Genomic DNA, 15,956 nt, shown 5'->3' with positions numbered 1-15,956 from the left:
ATACGGGAAGGGCGAACATAATGCCAGCCTCCGCCGCAAAGGCCGCTTACGTTTGGCGAAAGGCCCTTAGCCATCCACCGCTCAAGACAAACCGGGGAAATGTGACCCATTGTTCAAAAAACAAACGGGCAACCGCTTGCACGGGCCCTGTGAACGGTTCGGCGGGCACTGCCTCCATGCGGTGGCCTCGGCCTTGTGCCGCCAGGGACAGCACCATAGGGACTAGGCTAGCCAGAGCCCAGCCCCACGCGCCCAGCCACAGCGATGCAAGCAACATCACGTTGCCCAGCAAAAATGCGGGCACGGCCACGATGTGCAGGAGTAAGTTGCTTTTGCGCGCGTGGTAGCGCGGGTAGCCGCTGGCTTGCCAGCGCAAAAGTTCGGGCAGATTCATACGGTTTTCTCCATACCTACAAGAGCAGTTCAAGCCACGCGCCAATGTTGGCACTGGTTACATGAATTCTAACGGTCTATGTTACCGATGTAAACTTCGGGTGAATCTTGATGCCGACTTATGTCTACTACCCGTCACATGCCCCCTAACCCCCCATTGCTTGTTGCTAGCCTTGGTGCAGACGCTGGCGCTGAAACGCCGCGCAGTTACCACCACGGCGACTTACGCAACGCGCTGCAGCAAAGCGCATTGGTGCTATTGCGCGACAAAGGCCTTGAAGGCTTAAGCCTGCGCGAAATATCCAAAGTAGCAGGGGTTAGCCATGCCGCTGCGTACCGCCACTATGCGGATAAACAGGCGCTGTTGGCAGATTTATCCATCGTGGGCTTTGAGCAGTTGACTCAGATGGTCGAGCACGCGTTGGCATCGACTCTGGGCGGACCACTGGCGCAGCTGTTGGCCACGGGCCGTGCTTATGTGGTGTTCGGTGCTCGCCAGCCCCAATTGCTGCAGCTGATGTTTAGCAACGCCATTCCCGACTGGCAAGCGTTCCCCGAGTTGGCTTCAGTGGGCCAAGCATTGACGCAGAGCCTGCAACACACCATCGCCCAAGGTCAGCAGTGTGGCGAGATCCGCGCGGGCGATCTCGCCAGTTTGAGCATGGCGGCCTGGTCCATGGTGCATGGTTTGGCCATGTTGCTAGCAGGCAAGCGCATCCCGGGTGCTTTGCCGGACGAAGCCTATGTGCAACAAGCGGCTGAGCAGTGTGTCAATGTTTTGGCTAAGGGCTTGCGCCCCGATCCGGAACGGCCGGCTTAATCCAGCCGGCAAGGCTTGTAAAAATAGTTTCTATATATTGATTATTGAAAATCAATTGGCTTCTTTGCGTGCTGCTGCATAACATTGCTCCCATGCCAATCGCAGAATTTGCTGCAACCCTTCACAACAAAGAGGCCACCATGACCATCGCTCAACGTCCTGAAATCAAAACGCTTGCCAATTTGGAGGCCGCGTTTGCCGGTGAATCCATGGCCCATATCAAATACCGTTACTTTGCCAAATTGGCCCGTGAGATGGGCGACGAAGACACTGCACGCGCCTTTGAAGCCACGGCCGACCAAGAAGTGATGCATGCCTTTGGTCATTTGGATTTGTTGTACCCCAAGGCCGACATGACGCCTGCGAAGGCATTGCAGATTGCCATTGACGGAGAAACCTATGAGTACACCGAGATGTACCCCGGCTTTCGCGCAACCGCCGAAGCCGAAGGCAACGCCGCAGCCGTCGCTGAGATGGACGAGCAAATAGAAGAAAGTAAGGTGCATGCAGCACAGTTCAAAGCTACGCTGGAGAAAGCGCAAAAACGCTTTGCCGCACTGGCCCGCGTGGAAGAGCGCCACGCCAACCACTACAAAGCCCAGCTCGCGAAGGTCAGCGCCTAAGCTCCCGTTGAATTCCCACTAACTGAAAGACTTGTATGAAAACCTATATCTGTATCGTGTGTGGCTTTGTGTATGACGAAGCCGCTGGCCGCCCTGAAGACGGACTCGCTCCCGGCACGCTGTGGGCCGATGTGCCTGCCACGTGGGCCTGCCCCGAATGTGGCGTGGCCAAAGCCGACTTTGAAGTCGTCGAGCTCTAAGTCCCCCCATTCACAAGGAGTGCACCATGGCCCAATTCGCCCGCAACAACCTGCCCACGCTCAAGAAGACGGCCAGCTACTACGTGGTGCACATCACAGTGGCTGCCTTGGTTGCCTATGCCGTGACCGGAAACTTACTGGTGTCTTTGACCCTGAGTTTGCTGGAACCCACGGTCCAGGCCTTTGCCTTCTTTTTCCATGAAAAGGCTTGGGAACGCATCAATGGACGCCAAGGCACAGGCCACGCGCATAGTCAGCAAGCGGCGGGAGCAGGCGCTTGAGCAGCGCTGCGCCCATTGTGCTTGTGGGGGCTGGCTTGGCTGCTTGGTCCACCGTGCGTGAGTTGCGCAAGCTGCAGGCCGAGGTGCCGGTGGTACTCATCACCGCAGACAGCGGCGACTTTTATGCCAAGCCAAGCTTGTCCAACGCGTTTGCCCAAAAGCGCACGCCAGAGCAATTGGTGAGCACCTCGGCGGCCAAGATGGCTGAGACCTTGAACGTGCAGCTCATGGCCCATAGCCGGGTGACGGCTGTGGACCCACAAGCCCGCAGCGTGCAAGTCGCGCAGGGTGAGGCTGTGCACACGGTGGCCTATAGCGCCTTGGTCATCGCCACAGGCGCGCAGCCTATCACGGTGCCCTTGCAAGGCAGTGCGGGCGCGAGCGCGATGTCTGTGAATTCGCTAGACGACTTTTCTAAGCTGTTTTTGGCCTTGGGCGGTCATGGAATAAGCGCAGGTAGCTCTGAAAACAATAGCAAAACGGTGCTCATTATGGGCGCGGGGCTGATTGGCTGCGAGTTTGCCAACGACCTCGCTGTAGGCGGCCACCGCGTACATGTCGTAGATCCAGGCGTCAGGCCCCTGGCCGCCTTGGTGCCTGAAAGCCTGGGCCTGGCTTTGCAAGCGACGCTGGCCGAACTGGGCGTCCGCTGGCACATGGGCACCACTGTGCAAGCGCTGAATAACTCTGAGGCACCCGGGCCATGCTTGACCGCCACGCTCGCCAATGGCGAGACCGTGCAAGCCGACCTTGTGCTCAGCGCGGTGGGGCTGCGGGCGGACACCCGGCTGGCACAAGCCGCTGGCCTCGTGTGTGAGCGTGGCATTGTGGTGGACGCGCACCTGCAAACCTCTGCGCCTGCTATCTACGCTTTGGGCGACTGTGCCCAATATGCCTCAGCCGGCGGGCGCACCTTGCCTTACGTCATGCCCATCATGCAGGCTGCCAAAGCGCTCGCGTCCACCTTGGCAGGCACACCCACGCCGGTGGTGTTCCCCTTGATGCCAGTCGCTATCAAGACGCCGGTTTTGCCACTGGTGGTGCAGCCACCGCCGCCCGAAGCGAACGGTCAGTGGGTGCGCGATGACGCACAAACCGCCATGACCGGCGAGGTGTGGCGCTTTGTCAATGCAGTGGGTGCGCAGTGTGGTTTTGCGCTCAGCGGCAAAGCCACGGCGCGGCGTTTGGAGCTCATCAAGACCACGGGGGTCTAGGCTATACCGACCTGGCTGCGGCTTATATGACGCGGTTGCGACCGCGTTGTTTGGCCAAATACAGCGCTTTGTCAGCGTTGTAGTACAGCGCGTCGAAATCCAGCTTCTCTGCGGCGGTGCAGCCAGCGCTGCCAATGCTCACGGTCACGGGTATGCGTTGGCCACTCCACTGCGCGGGGTGCGCTTCGATCTTGGCGCGAATCTTCTCCGCCAGTCGGCGTGCGGCGTCGATGCTGGTGGACGGCAGCAACACAATGAACTCCTCCCCCCCCAATCTGGCGACCAAATCGGTGCTGCGCACGGCGGAGCTGGCCAAAGTGGCGGCGTGTTTGAGGACCGCATCCCCCGCAGGATGGCCCCAGGTGTCGTTCACCTTTTTGAAGTAATCCAAATCCATGACCAAAATGGCGGTGGACGAGTTTTGGCGCTGCGCCCGTTGTAGCTCTTGTTGTGTGAGTTCTACAAAGGTCTTGCGGTTAAACAGGTTGGTCAAGCCATCGGTGCGGGTTAAGCGCTGCAACTCCCGCTGCTTGTCTTGCAGCTCGGCATTGGCTTGTTGCAGGGCTTCTTGTTGAACATAGAAGGCAACGTAGCGACGCCACAGGTAGATGGAAACGCCCATGCCCATGGCACAGGCGGTCAATGCATCCAAGCGGTTGGTCAAAATTTGGTGCGGTGAACTGGGGCTTTGGCCCAGCACCCAGTTAAACACCACAAAACCCGTGCAATAGATCCACACCACCGTGCTTGGCTTGAGCAGCAGTGAAACGGCCAAGAGCAGGCACACATAGATGTAAGGGGTGACACTGTCACTGCCCCACTGTTCCAAATACACAAATACGATGGCGTCGGCCATGCAAAAACACGCAAGCCCAATAGGCAGATAGCGCATGGTCTTGGTGCGCCCTGTGCGAGGTTGCTGCTTGGCCAACCACGCTGCGCCCAGCAGGGCCAAGCCCATGGCGCTTTGCATCAATACCGAGCCCCAGCCCCATCGCCAAGCGGCGGTGTCGCTTGCCATGTTGACCACGATGGAGACGCCAAAGACCAAGGCCGTCAATAGGCCAAAAAATGCACCAATGGGCGCAAACCAGCGGATACGGCTCAGATTGGCCAAATCAGCCTCACTTTCCACGAGCGCATCGTCCGTACGCCATTGCGCAAGCAGGACGCGAACCTCATGAAGTGAAAAGTGCATAACGAGCTAAAAAAAGTGAGTCGAAAAAACCTGCAGTGTAGGCCGCCATTGCCGTGCCTCGGCCCCGGTGCAGGATAGTCTATTGGAGCGGCACGACCGGCGGATTCAGTGCCTTGGAAAATGCAAATTTGGGTACACCCTCCAGACCATGGCACGGCGGTGAATGCGGCGTGCTGCCCGCCGCACAAGGGCCGTCGCGGTTGATTGACCAAAAATGCAAGCCCCCCATGCCCAGGCTGTTGACCGCTTGTCCTAAGCGCTGCGCATCTTCTAAGGTAAACACATTGGGCGCAAAGTCGTTGACGCCCAGCATGGGCGTGAGTTCTATGCGGTTCATCGGAATCTCATAGCGCTGACTCACGTTGCGCGCGGCTTGCAAGGCCGAGGCCACCATGTCACAGCGTTTGGCGACCACCACGCAGTTGTAGGGCGAGGCCTTGCCAAAGTTCATGACCATCAAGTTCAGGTAGTAGTTCTTTACCCCGGCTGCGGCAATGGCTTTCATGACGCGCTGGCCATCGATGTTCAGGCTGTCCTTGGTGGCGGTGGTGTCTGCCACCGTGGCCAAGGTGAAGCTGATGCGTAGATACGGGTAACGTTGGGTTGCGAGGGCAATTTGTCGGGCCAGTTGCGCGAGCATCTCGTCTGGCTGCCCCGCTTCAATATCAAAGTCCAAGCCAATAAAGTGGGTCGAGCTGTAGCGCTGGACAAAGGCATCCATGCCCGCTACAGAGTCGCAAAAGAACACACCGTCCGCCCCTCCGGTGGAGACGATGTAGCCCATATTGGCCTCGCGCAGACTGTCAATGGTGGCCAGTATGCTGTTGCGGCTGACCTCACCGTCCCAGGCCTCTTTGCCGCATTCGCCAATCGCAAACGCCAGCGTCACCGCGCCCACATGTGCGGGCACTTTGAGGGCCTTGGTGGGCGCATCGCCTGTGTCCAAGGGTTGAAGCCCGGTGCTGACCGACCAGTAGGGGCTGTTCACAAAGCCCCGCAGTTGGCTGGGCTTGCCGGGGTCGCGCTCAGGGGCTGAGCAACTTGCCAAGAGGACCAGAGCGGCGAGCAGCAAGACGCGCAAGTACGTGCTACCAGACTGGCGTGGGGTGGCGGGTTGGGTGTGGAAGGGTAAACAGCGCATCGTGGCTACACGGGTTGGGTCACGGCGTGCGTGAGGTGGGTGAGATGGTCGAGGTGGGCAATATCTGCGGTGTCATGGGTCACTAACAGCGCAGGAATCTGGCGTTGTGCCACCAAGCCAAACACCAAAGCACGCATGCGCGCACGCAAGTTCGCATCGAGTTTGGAAAAGGGCTCGTCCAGCAGCAAGGCGCGGGGCTGTGCCAAGAGGGCACGTGCCAAAGCCACGCGGGCGCGCTGCCCTCCGGACAAGGTGGCGGGGTTGGCCTCGGCATAGGCGTCCATTTCCACATCGACCAGCGCTTGCTGGGCCTGGGTTTTGCGGTTTGCCCGTGGCCCACTGGGCAAGGCAAACAGCAGGTTTTCTAGCACCGTCATGTGGGCAAACAGAAGGTCGTCTTGGAACAGCATGCCAATGCGACGGGCCTGGGTTGGAAGGGTGTCTACCCGTGTGTCACCCAGGGTGATGCTGCCTTCAAACTGCACGGCTGGGTCTAAGGTGCCACACACGGCCGCCAAGAGGCTGCTTTTGCCCGAGCCGCTGGGGCCCATGACCGTATGCACCACCCCGGGGGCCACTACCAGATCAATATGGGCCAGCAAGGTGTGGCGAGGGGTAGCGAGGCGGTGAATGTGGAGCTGCAAGGCCATCGTTCTACCCCTTCGCCGCGCTAGGGGCTGTGGCGATGCACACTTGGCCCTGAGCGTCCACGACCACTGGCACGCTGAGCAAGGCCTCACCCACGCATTCACCCGTTTCGCAGACGCCGTCAGACCAACGAAAGCGGGAGTAATGCACATTGCAACTGACCGACACATAGGGGGTCTGGATCAGCTGGCTTTGGCGTGCCGCCAAAGGCACTCCAAAATGGGGGCAGCGGTTGGCAAATGCATGCACCTGCGTGCCATTGCGAAGCACCAGTACTTTGAAATCAGTGGCGCTGTCTGCAGCACCTGGGGCCTGTGTCACGCTCACCATCTGTGCCTGACCCTCTACGAGGTCGTTCAGCATGACCAACGCAGTGCCGGGGGCTGGCGCATGTGGGAGATCAGACCATGTCAGGGGCTCGGCAGAGGGTGAGGGCATGGGCAAGCGCAAGCGTTGTGGGGTCATGTCAATCGAACCCTTATTGTGCCGGGTTGGCCATGGCGTTGGTGCGAAAAGTGCGGGCCCGGCCTAGCCAATGGGCCACCGTAAACAGGGCCACGGGCAGCACCCACTGCAGTCCTGCGTAGGCTGCGGTCAGGGAGCGCTGGCCACCGGCTGCGAGGTTGACAGCTTCTGTGCTCACCGTGCTAAACCGTCCCGCGCCAACGTACAAGGTGGGCAAATACTGCGCCACGCTGACGGCAAACCCAATGGCAAAGGCGGAGGCAAGTGTGGCTTTTAGCAAAGGCCATTTCACTTGCGACAGGTAGGCCCATCGGCTGCGGCCCAAGGTAGCACTCAGTTGCCCCAAGCGCGCATCAAAACCGGCATAGGGGCCCGCCAAGGCCAGCACTACATAGGGCAGACTCGCCAAGCTATGGGCCAGCCACAAGCCACTGGCCTGCGCATCCCAGTCCCATGCCAAGGCCAAACGGTGCAGTCCAAGCACCCACAACACGGCGGGCAGCACCAGGGGCATGAACAGCAGCGGCTGGGCGCGTTGGTGCCACGCAGGGGGGGCAAACTCGAGCCACAGTACCGCCCACACCAAGGCCGTGCCCGCGCTCACCAGCGCCAGTGCGACCGTTGTGCCCAGGGTGCTGGCGCTGCCCAGTACCGAGGCCCAAGCCGCCGTGCTCAAGCTGTGGGGCCACAGCGACGGAAAGGGCCAGTAGCCCGACACACTGCCAATAGCCAGCGCCAGCAGCACTACGGCATAGACCGCGGTGAGTACATGCAACTGCCATGCGCCGGTGCGCGTTGGCGTGGGCTGTGCGTGGTAAGCGGGCACGCCTGCGGTCCACAGCCGTTTCCATACCGAGAGGCGAGCCCCCCACCACAGCAGGGCCGCCCCTAGGGCGACGCAGCCAGCCAGCGCCCACGCAGCAGCAGCCCCTTGCGCCTGGGTCTCAGGGGCCGCGTCTTGCAGCCACTGCCACGCCAGCACGGCCAAAGTGGGGGGGGAGGTAGGCCCCGCCACCAAGGCCATGTCCACGACGGTGAGCCCATAAGCCCACACCGCCAGCACGGGCAGCGCCAAGCGTGGCATGAGCTGGGGCCAGACCACGCACCACCACGCACGGTGCGGGGCATAGCCCATGGTGTGGGCCAAACGCAGTTCTGCTTGGAGTCGGCGCGCAACGTCAGGCTGTTGCAAATAGGCCATGGCCGTCCACAACAGAAACGGAATCTCCTTGAGTACCAGCACCGCAACCAGGCCCACGCCCCAAGGGTCTTGGGTGCTGGCCCACGCCGGTGGGCTTTGCAGACCGGTTGCCCAAGGCGACAAGGCGCGCAACACCCACCCGCTGGGCGCAAGCAGGGCTACAAAGCCGATGGCGAAGGCGGCATGCGGCACGGCCAGCAGGCTGGGGAGGCGCTGCGCCCAGCGTGGCCACACGGTCTGCCCAAAGCTGCGCGACACGATCCAGGCGCTGGCGGCCAAGGCCAGCGTGGTCGCAGTGAGCGCAGTCCCTACGCTCATGCCCAGCGACGGCCAGAACTGCGGGTCTTGGCTTAGGCGGACCCAGCCCGCCGTGTCTGTGCCTGCCACAGCAGCACCCCACAGGCTCCACACCATGGGCACACCCACCAGCGCCAAGAGAACGGCGCCATAGAGGGCGGGCGTGAGGGAACGTGACACGTGGCGCGAGCTAAAGGGCTAAAAGTACTGTTTGCGCACGTGGCATATGCGTAAGCAGCTATTGAATGTGTAGCAAGGCATGCGCAAGGTCCAGACGATGCTCAAGCCACGGCCTCTGTAGCGCTGGCTGCGCCGGCCACGGCCAAGCCCGCTGCCACGCCGCCAAAGCGGTTGCCTTCCACCAAGGTGGCTTCGGGCATGGCGCTGCGCAAGGCTTCGATCAGTGGGCGCAAGGCTGATGAGCCACCCGTGAGGTACACCACATCCACAGCCGTGAGACCAGCGGCCGCCACACACTCCTGCGCACAGGCGACCACTTGGCCCAGGGCCTGCTGCAGGGCGTTGGCCATGCCATCGGCGCTGACCATGGGGCTGAGCTCGGCTGGGATGTTGCGGTCCAAAAAGTCCAAGTCCACCCGTGCCGACTCGCCGCTGATGGAGCAGGCAATCTTGGCGGCCTCTACGCCTGCGAGCATGCGGTGGCCGTGTTGCTCGTCCAGCGCGTTCATCAAGCGGCGGTGCAGGCTGAGGTCGGCGTAGTCAGTCCACAGCTCTTTGGCAAAGTGCATGGCTTTGCGTGTGTAGGCTTGGTGGATCAAGTGCCAGGTACTCAGGTCAAAGAACACGCTGTTGGGCACCGGGCGCCCCCCCTGGCCCACATGGCGGTAGCCCAAAAGCGGCATCACGGTGGCAAGGTCTAACAGGCGGTCGAAATCGGTCCCGCCAATGTGCACGCCGGTGGTGGCCAAAATGTCTTCGCTGCGGTCGCCCAAGTGGCTGCGCGCAGGGTTCAGACGGATCACCGTGAAGTCAGATGTGCCCCCGCCAATGTCCACCACCAAGGCGGTGGTTTCTTGGGTGATGCGTTGCTCGTAGTCCAGCGCAGCGGCAATGGGTTCAAGCTGGTAGGCAATGTCGGTAAAACCAGCTTCACGCGCCGCGCGGCCCAGGGTCTCTTGGGCCAAGGTGTCGCGCTCGGGGTTGTCGTCCACAAAGTGCACGGGGCGGCCCAGCATGGCGTGGGTGATGGGGTGGCCCACCTGCGCTTCGCAGCGCTTTTTGAGTTCTTTGAAGAACAAGACCACGATGTCAAAGAAGCGAATACTTTGGCCGTCAACCACGGTGTATTCGTCCATGAGCGCGCTGCCCAAGAGGCTTTTGAGCGAGCGCAGCAATCGGCCTTCGGTGCCGCTCAAATAGGCCTGCATGGCGGCCGAGCCGAACAGCACGCTGTGGGTTTCGCTGGAGAAAAACAAGGCGGTGGGCATTTCAGAGCGCGCACCGTCGAGTTGAATGACCTCTAACTGGCCGCTGCTGTTGATCAGCGCGGCGGCAGAGTTGGAGGTGCCAAAGTCAATACCAATGACGGGGGCTAAAGAGGCTAATTCGTCGTTACGCTGCACGTGCGGGGGTTCCTAATACTTGCTTCAAAAATGCCGAAATGTCGGCGACTTCACGGGGGTGCACGCTGTGCGGCATGGGGTAGGTGTGCCATTGCACGGGGTGGCCATGGGCTGCCAGCGCATCGCGCGAGGCTTCTCCACGCGCCAGCACGACCACAGGGTCTTGCGTGCCGTGGGCCATGAACACGGGGGTGTTTGCATTGGCGCTGTGGCGTTCGTCGCCAAAGCGCTCGGCCAGGGGCAGGTAGCCAGACAGCGCCATGATGCCCGCAATGCGAAACGGCAGGCGCAAGCCGGTGTGCAAGGCCATGGCGCAGCCTTGGCTAAAACCTGCCAGAACGATGTTTTCAGGCGCAATGCCACGCGCAATCTCATGCTGGATCAGCGCTTGGATGGCCCGCTCGGAGTTTTGGATGCCGGCGGCGTCTTGGCGGCTGATCAGGTCGGTGCCGGTGATGTCGTACCAAGCGGGCATCACATAGCCGCCGTTGAGCGTGACTGGCATGCTGGGCGCATGTGGAAACACAAAGCGAATGGGCGGGCAGCCTGCCAGCTGAAGTTCAGGCACCAAGCCTGCGAAGTCATTGCCATCGGCACCTAAGCCGTGCAGCCAGATGACGGCGGCAGTGGGGTTGGGGGCGCTTTCAATTTCAATACGGGGCAGTAAGGTCACGGTGGGGCACCTAGCAGTGTGGGGGTTAATAAACGTTAGAAACACCGCCGCTTGCGGTGATTCTGGTCAAGGGCAGGGATAAAACCAAGGGCTCAATGCGCTGACTAGCCCCTTGGCTAGCGCTGGGACACGGTGTTTTTGCGAGCCAAGGCGAGATTTTGCCAGCCTTGCGACGCAAAGATGCCTAAAACAGCTCCATGTCGCCGATGTTTTCTGCATGTTGGGCCAATTCACCTTGGGCAATCAAGGCCGCATAGCTACAGACTTGGTTGCGTCCATGCCCTTTGGCGTAGTACACGGCTTGGTCCGCCCGCTCAAAAGCGCCGCTTGGGGTGTCGCCTGCCATGACTTCGGAAAAGCCCACGCTAATGGTGATGGTGCCCACTTGCGGAAAGCGGTGCGCCTCGGTGGTGACCCGCAAGCGCTCCAGCACGTTGAAGGCCTCGGCCTCGCCATTGCAGCGCATGAGCACCACAAACTCTTCGCCACCAAACCGGTAGAGTTGGTCGTGGAAGCGAAAGTGGGTGCGCATCAGGCGTGCTAGCAGCAACAACACCTCATCGCCGATCAAATGGCCGTAGTTGTCGTTCACCTTCTTAAAGTGATCAATGTCGATCATGACCAGCCAATAGCTTCCAGACGTTTCTGTGGCCCGCCGTTCCCCCAAGGGAACTTCGGCAGCGAGCCGCTGCTCGTTGGAGGCTTTCAGAAATGCCGTGTCAAAGGTTTTGCGGTTGAGCAGCTCCGTCAGTGAGTCGCGCTCACCGTAGTCCAACAAGCTCAGAAAATTCAGGTACAGCCGCAGCACGCCGGTCACCAAGCGCAGGGAGTCCGAGGACATCTGGCCTGCGGTGCGCACTTCGAGCACGCTGGCCCCCTCGACCCCGGTCGCGATGGGGAACACCGCCACGCTGGGTTCGCCTTCAGAGTGCTGCACGGTTTGTGTTTCTACCGATTTCTGCCGCAGCGGGTGGTCATTGAGGTTAGGCAGTAAGTCCAAGGAGGACCATGCTGCGTCAAAGGTGGGGGTCAATTGACCTTGTGCCAACTGGGCACTGGTGAGCCAGTGCTCATTGCCTACTTCGCCCACGACCCGGTAAATCGCGCAGGTTTCAGGCTGCAGCAAATCACTGATGGCGCTGACCAATGCCATGTCCAGAGCGTCACGGTCGCGAATGGCAGTGAGGTTGGCCAGCCGGTTGACAAGTTCGGACATGGGTTCAGTTTATTCTGCGACTGGTGGAGCCGCTACCAACGATTTAGGCCCACATCGTAGCGCTTATTGCCCATACCGTTTCAACCATTCTTTTTCCAGCGGGTCTACCCAGCTGCCATGCGGCTCTGGAATGGTGGGAGCCGGGCTGATGACTTGACCCGGCAAGGGCTTGGCCGCAAAACGCGCCTTGTCAGCCGCGCTCAGCTTGTCCACAGCCAACACGGTGGGGTCGCCCCACACCGCAATGTCGGCTTTACGCGCCTGGGCTTGCGCACTGAGCAAGAAGTTAGCAAACACCTGCGCGCCCTCTTTGGCTGAGGCGTTGACAGGGATGGCCACAAAATGGGTGTTGCCAATGGTTCCGCTACTGAATTGGTAGCTAATCACGCTCTCTGGTAGGCGCTTGGCGGCAATTTCGTTGGCTGCGTCATTGGGGTTGAAGGTCAGCGCCAACAGCAATTCGCCGTCCGCCATCATTTGGCGAATGGCGTCCGCGTTTTGCGGAAACTGTTTGCCTGCACGCCACAAATGGGGGTGCATCTGGTCTAAGAACGCCCACAAAGGCGCGCTGGCTTTGGCAAAGGCTTCCGGGGAAGTGGGCTTGTAGAGCGCGCCACGGTCGGCATTGAGTTCTAGCAGCGCTTGCTTGACGAAGGTGGTGCCGTGAAAGTTGGGCGGACGTGGGTAGCTCACGCGGCCGGGGTTGGCCTTGGCAAAGGCCAGCAACTCGGCCATGCTTTTGGGTGGGTTAGCTACCTTTTTGCTGTCCACCATGAAGGTCAGCTGCGCCATGCCCCATGGGGCTTCTAGACCGTCTACAGGCTCCGAAAAGTCGATCCGGGTGGTGGGTTTGCCTTGTACGTCCACATTGGCAAACGAGGGCAGGCTTTCAGCAAAGGGGCCAAAGAGCAGGCCGTCGCGCTTCATGGCCAAAAAGTTCTCACCATTGATCCACACCAAATCGACCGTGCCATTGGTCTTGCCCGCCGCCTTTTCGTTGCGCACGCGCTTGACCACGTCGGCAGCATCGCTCACTTTGACATGTTCAACCTTGACGCCGTAGCGCTTGAGCACTTCAGCACCCGCCCATTGGATGTAGGCGTTGATGGGCTCCGAGCCAGCCCACGCATTGAAGTACACCGTTTGGCCCTTGGCTTTGGCCTCGATAGTGGACCAACTGGCACTGCTTTGGGCAAACACTGGGGATGCGATGGCTAGGCTAGACAACGCTAGTAAGTGGCGACGGTTGAGCTGAATGGTCATGGTGACGGGCCGTGAAAAATAGAGTGCAAAAGAGTGGGTCGTGGACTGCGGCGTTTTCTTACCGCAGCGATCCGGCGCTCGCGTTCCTCACGCCAGCAAGGCCTGTGCAAACTCGCGTGCGTTGAAGGTTTCCAACTCGTCGAGCTTCTCGCCCACGCCAATGAAGTACACCGGGATGGGCCGCTCGCGGGCAATGGCGGCCAGCACGCCGCCTTTGGCGGTTCCGTCGAGCTTGGTGATGATCAGGCCGGTGAGGCCTAAGGCGTCGTCAAAGGCTTTGACTTGGGTGACAGCGTTTTGTCCGGTGTTGCCGTCAATGACCAGCAGCACCTCGTGGGGGGCGGTGCCGTCGGCTTTTTGGATCACGCGTTTGATCTTTTTGAGCTCTTCCATCAGGTGCAGCTGCGTGGGCAGGCGACCAGCGGTGTCAATCAGCACCACGTCTTTACCGCGTGCTTTGCCAGCGCTGACTGCGTCAAAGCTCACGGCAGCGGGGTCGGCACCGTCTTGGCTGATGATTTCGACCGTGTTGCGGTCGGCCCACACGGTGAGCTGCTCACGTGCTGCCGCGCGGAAAGTGTCGGCCGCTGCCAGCAGCACAGTGGCTTGGCTGTCTGCCAAATGCTTGGTGAGTTTGCCAATGCTGGTGGTCTTGCCCGCGCCGTTGACTCCGGCCACCATGATGACGGTGGGCGTTTGCGCGCCAATGACCAAGGGCTTTTGCAAGGGCTGCAGCATCTCGGTCAAGGTGGCGGTCAGCACGTTTTTCAGGGCGACGGGGTGGGTAATACCGCTGTCTTTGACTTTGCGCCGCAACTCTTTGAGCACGTATTCTGTGGCGGGTACCCCTGCGTCTGACATGAGCAGTGCGCCTTCTAGGTCTTCATACAAGGCCTCATCAATCTGGGCGCCTACAAACACGCCCGAGATGTTGGACGCTGTTTTGCCCAGGCCCGCCTTGAGCTTGTCCAGCCACTTTTGGCGTTCAGGCGGTGTGGCACTGGGAACGGGAATGTCGATGGGCGTGACCAGCGCACTGCCAATGAGGGAGCCGCCCAAGGCGGGGCTGGCAGCCGCTGATGCGGCGCTGAATGCGGCTGCCGGTGCAGCGCTAGGCAGCTCAGCGGGTGCTGCAACAGGTGCTGCAACGGGCGCTGCAGCCGGTGGGGGAGGGGATTTTTTTTTGAAAAAACTGAACATGTTGGGCGTTCTTAGAATCACACCATTCTATGAAACACCATTTTCACCTGCCTGCGCGGTTTTTGGCACGCCCTTGGTCTTTATCTCTTCCCTTGTTGTTGAGCCCCATCAAGGCACTGCGTTTAGGTACTCTGGCTATTGCCGCTGTGGCGCTGTCTGCCGGTGCACAAGGACTGACCGGCGCAACCCCAGGCACGGCGGCCAGCCCGGTGGTGCAGTACACCTTGCGCAATGGCCTTACGGTGATTGTGAAACCCGACCACCGAGCGCCCACGGCAGTCCATATGCTCTGGGTGCGTGTGGGTTCCATGGACGAGGTGGACGGTACCAGCGGTGTGGCCCATGTGCTGGAGCACATGATGTTCAAAGGCACGCCCACCGTGAAAGCGGGTGACTTTTCGCGCAAGGTGGCTGCCCTAGGTGGGCGCGAAAACGCCTTCACCACCAAAGACTACACCGGCTACTACCAGCAGATTCCTGCTAACCGATTGGCCGAGGTCATGGCCTTGGAGGCAGACCGCTTTGCCAACAACCAGTGGACCGATGATGACTTCCGCAAAGAGCTAGAGGTGGTCAAAGAAGAGCGCCGCATGCGCACGGAAGACAACCCGCATGCCCGTTTGCACGAAGCCTTGGAGTCGACGGTGTTTACGGCTTCCCCTTACCGCCGTCCCGTGGTGGGCTGGATGAGCGACTTGGATGCGATGACACCCGACGACGCGCGCGAGTTCTTCCGCCGCTGGTACACGCCTGCCAATGCCGCAGTCGTGGTGGCGGGTGACGTGGAGCCAGAACAGGTGCGTGCGTTGGCTGAGAAGCTGTATGGCGGCATTCCCGTCCGCGCCTTGCCAACCCGCAAGCCGCGCGTGGAGCCAGAGCAGGTGGGCTTGCGACGTTTGGAGTTCAAAGCACCTGCCGAGCAGGCGTACGTCGCGTTGGCCTTTAAGGTGCCGAGTTTGGTCGCCGCTGACCTGGAAACAGGCGAGGGTGAAGACGCGCTGGCGCTCACCGTGCTGTCCGCCGTGCTCAATGGCTATGAAGGTGCACGCTTAGACCGCGCGCTGACCCAACCCGATGACCACGTGGCCGACGATGTGGGTGCCGGTTACGGGTTCAGTGGCCGCGGCCCCAAGTTGTTCATGTTGTATGGCGTACCCGCTGCAGGCAAAACCAGCGCGCAAGTGGAAGCCGCGCTGCGTGCCGAAGTTGCCAAAGTGGCCCGTGACGGGGTGACCGAGGCCGAGTTGGCGCGCGTGAAAGTGCGCTGGGTAGCGGGCGAGGTCTACAAGCTCGATAGCGTGTTCAACCAAGCGCGTGCATTGGGGAGCAACTGGGCCAGTGGCTTTGCCTTGGATGCAGAGGAGCGCCTGATCGCACGCCTGCGCGCCGTGACGGCGCAGCAGGTGCAGGCTGTGGCTGCCAAGTACTTTGGCGATGACGCTTTGACGGTAGCCACCCTGTTGCCGCAGCCCTTAGACACCAGCCGTAAACCGCGCCAAGTGCCAGTAGGTGCGCGGCATTGAGGCCATGCCCCCGCGCT

17 protein-coding genes are annotated in these 15,956 nt (G+C 60.7%); 6 read left to right on the top strand and 11 right to left on the bottom strand.

The window, feature by feature from the left end:
* Positions 1-46: 46 nt before the first annotated feature.
* Positions 47-394, bottom strand: a complete 348-nt coding sequence (locus EXZ61_RS16940) for a terminase (protein WP_142812876.1) — start codon at positions 392-394, stop codon at positions 47-49.
* A gap of 120 nt (positions 395-514) precedes the next feature.
* Between EXZ61_RS16940 and EXZ61_RS16935 the strand changes: the two genes are divergently transcribed.
* The 5 genes from EXZ61_RS16935 to EXZ61_RS16915 all read left to right on the top strand — a co-directional run bounded on the left by EXZ61_RS16935 (position 515) and on the right by EXZ61_RS16915 (position 3,531).
* A complete protein-coding gene (locus EXZ61_RS16935) occupies positions 515-1,213 on the top strand; it encodes a TetR/AcrR family transcriptional regulator (protein WP_142812875.1) in 699 nt (232 codons plus the stop codon).
* 140 nt (positions 1,214-1,353) lie between these two features.
* The gene (locus EXZ61_RS16930; protein WP_142812874.1) at positions 1,354-1,836 is read left to right on the top strand and encodes a rubrerythrin family protein; all 483 of its coding nucleotides are present in this window, start codon (positions 1,354-1,356) and stop codon (positions 1,834-1,836) included.
* A gap of 35 nt (positions 1,837-1,871) precedes the next feature.
* Entirely contained in the window at positions 1,872-2,036 is a 165-nt protein-coding gene (locus EXZ61_RS16925) for a rubredoxin (protein ID WP_142812873.1), read from the top strand.
* Positions 2,037-2,062: 26 nt separating this feature from the next.
* A complete protein-coding gene (locus EXZ61_RS16920; protein ID WP_142812872.1) occupies positions 2,063-2,317 on the top strand; it encodes a DUF2061 domain-containing protein in 255 nt (84 codons plus the stop codon).
* Positions 2,314-3,531 carry an FAD-dependent oxidoreductase gene (locus EXZ61_RS16915; RefSeq protein ID WP_142812871.1) on the top strand — a complete coding sequence of 406 codons (1,218 nt, stop codon included), beginning with the start codon at positions 2,314-2,316 and terminating at the stop codon, positions 3,529-3,531. Before EXZ61_RS16920 ends, EXZ61_RS16915 begins: the two co-directional genes overlap by 4 nt.
* A 22-nt stretch (positions 3,532-3,553) precedes the next feature.
* On the opposite strand, the gene EXZ61_RS16910 is transcribed toward EXZ61_RS16915, so the two are convergent.
* The 10 genes from EXZ61_RS16910 to ftsY all read right to left on the bottom strand — a co-directional run bounded on the left by EXZ61_RS16910 (position 3,554) and on the right by ftsY (position 14,416).
* A complete protein-coding gene (locus EXZ61_RS16910; RefSeq protein ID WP_142812870.1) occupies positions 3,554-4,729 on the bottom strand; it encodes a GGDEF domain-containing protein in 1,176 nt (391 codons plus the stop codon).
* A gap of 79 nt (positions 4,730-4,808) precedes the next feature.
* On the bottom strand, positions 4,809-5,870 hold the full coding sequence (locus EXZ61_RS16905; RefSeq protein ID WP_142812869.1) for a glycoside hydrolase family 18 protein: 1,062 nt from the start codon (positions 5,868-5,870) through the stop codon (positions 4,809-4,811).
* Positions 5,871-5,875: 5 nt separating this feature from the next.
* Positions 5,876-6,520 carry an ATP-binding cassette domain-containing protein gene (locus tag EXZ61_RS16900; RefSeq protein WP_142812868.1) on the bottom strand — a complete coding sequence of 215 codons (645 nt, stop codon included), beginning with the start codon at positions 6,518-6,520 and terminating at the stop codon, positions 5,876-5,878.
* 4 nt (positions 6,521-6,524) lie between these two features.
* Positions 6,525-6,983, bottom strand: a complete 459-nt coding sequence (locus tag EXZ61_RS16895; protein ID WP_142812867.1) for a Rieske (2Fe-2S) protein — start codon at positions 6,981-6,983, stop codon at positions 6,525-6,527.
* A gap of 13 nt (positions 6,984-6,996) precedes the next feature.
* Positions 6,997-8,661: an ABC transporter permease gene (locus EXZ61_RS16890; RefSeq protein ID WP_142812866.1), complete on the bottom strand. Its 1,665-nt coding sequence runs from the start codon at positions 8,659-8,661 to the stop codon at positions 6,997-6,999.
* Between the two features lie 101 nt (positions 8,662-8,762).
* Positions 8,763-10,064: an Hsp70 family protein gene (locus tag EXZ61_RS16885; protein WP_142812865.1), complete on the bottom strand. Its 1,302-nt coding sequence runs from the start codon at positions 10,062-10,064 to the stop codon at positions 8,763-8,765.
* Entirely contained in the window at positions 10,054-10,737 is a 684-nt protein-coding gene (locus EXZ61_RS16880; RefSeq protein WP_142812864.1) for an alpha/beta hydrolase, read from the bottom strand. The genes EXZ61_RS16885 and EXZ61_RS16880 overlap by 11 nt, the downstream gene beginning before the upstream one ends.
* Positions 10,738-10,921: 184 nt before the next feature.
* Complete coding sequence (locus tag EXZ61_RS16875) at positions 10,922-11,953, bottom strand: GGDEF domain-containing protein (protein ID WP_142812863.1); 1,032 nt, start codon at positions 11,951-11,953, stop codon at positions 10,922-10,924.
* Positions 11,954-12,016: 63 nt separating this feature from the next.
* Entirely contained in the window at positions 12,017-13,216 is a 1,200-nt protein-coding gene (locus EXZ61_RS16870) for an ABC transporter substrate-binding protein (protein ID WP_142812862.1), read from the bottom strand.
* A gap of 87 nt (positions 13,217-13,303) precedes the next feature.
* Positions 13,304-14,416 carry a signal recognition particle-docking protein FtsY gene (ftsY, locus tag EXZ61_RS16865; protein WP_142812861.1) on the bottom strand — a complete coding sequence of 371 codons (1,113 nt, stop codon included), beginning with the start codon at positions 14,414-14,416 and terminating at the stop codon, positions 13,304-13,306.
* A gap of 29 nt (positions 14,417-14,445) precedes the next feature.
* Between ftsY and EXZ61_RS16860 the strand changes: the two genes are divergently transcribed.
* Positions 14,446-15,939 (top strand): M16 family metallopeptidase, encoded by a 1,494-nt coding sequence (locus tag EXZ61_RS16860; protein ID WP_142812860.1) that lies wholly within the window; start codon positions 14,446-14,448, stop codon positions 15,937-15,939.
* Positions 15,940-15,956: the final 17 nt, after the last annotated feature.

It is taken from the genome of Rhodoferax aquaticus (genome assembly GCF_006974105.1).
Taxonomy (GTDB): domain Bacteria; phylum Pseudomonadota; class Gammaproteobacteria; order Burkholderiales; family Burkholderiaceae_C; genus Allorhodoferax; species Allorhodoferax aquaticus_A.
This window is presented reverse-complemented; position numbering and strand designations above follow the sequence as displayed.

Coding starts and splice junctions, on each gene's coding strand:
- EXZ61_RS16860 (WP_142812860.1), top strand. CDS start 14,446: ATGAAACACCATTTTCACCTGCCTGCGCGGTTTTTGGCACGCCCTTGG.
- EXZ61_RS16930 (WP_142812874.1), top strand. CDS start 1,354: ATGACCATCGCTCAACGTCCTGAAATCAAAACGCTTGCCAATTTGGAG.
- EXZ61_RS16875 (WP_142812863.1), bottom strand. CDS start 11,953: ATGTCCGAACTTGTCAACCGGCTGGCCAACCTCACTGCCATTCGCGAC.
- EXZ61_RS16925 (WP_142812873.1), top strand. CDS start 1,872: ATGAAAACCTATATCTGTATCGTGTGTGGCTTTGTGTATGACGAAGCC.
- EXZ61_RS16895 (WP_142812867.1), bottom strand. CDS start 6,983: ATGACCCCACAACGCTTGCGCTTGCCCATGCCCTCACCCTCTGCCGAG.
- ftsY (WP_142812861.1), bottom strand. CDS start 14,416: ATGTTCAGTTTTTTCAAAAAAAAATCCCCTCCCCCACCGGCTGCAGCG.
- EXZ61_RS16940 (WP_142812876.1), bottom strand. CDS start 394: ATGAATCTGCCCGAACTTTTGCGCTGGCAAGCCAGCGGCTACCCGCGC.
- EXZ61_RS16870 (WP_142812862.1), bottom strand. CDS start 13,216: ATGACCATTCAGCTCAACCGTCGCCACTTACTAGCGTTGTCTAGCCTA.
- EXZ61_RS16910 (WP_142812870.1), bottom strand. CDS start 4,729: ATGCACTTTTCACTTCATGAGGTTCGCGTCCTGCTTGCGCAATGGCGT.
- EXZ61_RS16935 (WP_142812875.1), top strand. CDS start 515: ATGTCTACTACCCGTCACATGCCCCCTAACCCCCCATTGCTTGTTGCT.
- EXZ61_RS16920 (WP_142812872.1), top strand. CDS start 2,063: ATGGCCCAATTCGCCCGCAACAACCTGCCCACGCTCAAGAAGACGGCC.
- EXZ61_RS16900 (WP_142812868.1), bottom strand. CDS start 6,520: ATGGCCTTGCAGCTCCACATTCACCGCCTCGCTACCCCTCGCCACACC.
- EXZ61_RS16905 (WP_142812869.1), bottom strand. CDS start 5,870: ATGCGCTGTTTACCCTTCCACACCCAACCCGCCACCCCACGCCAGTCT.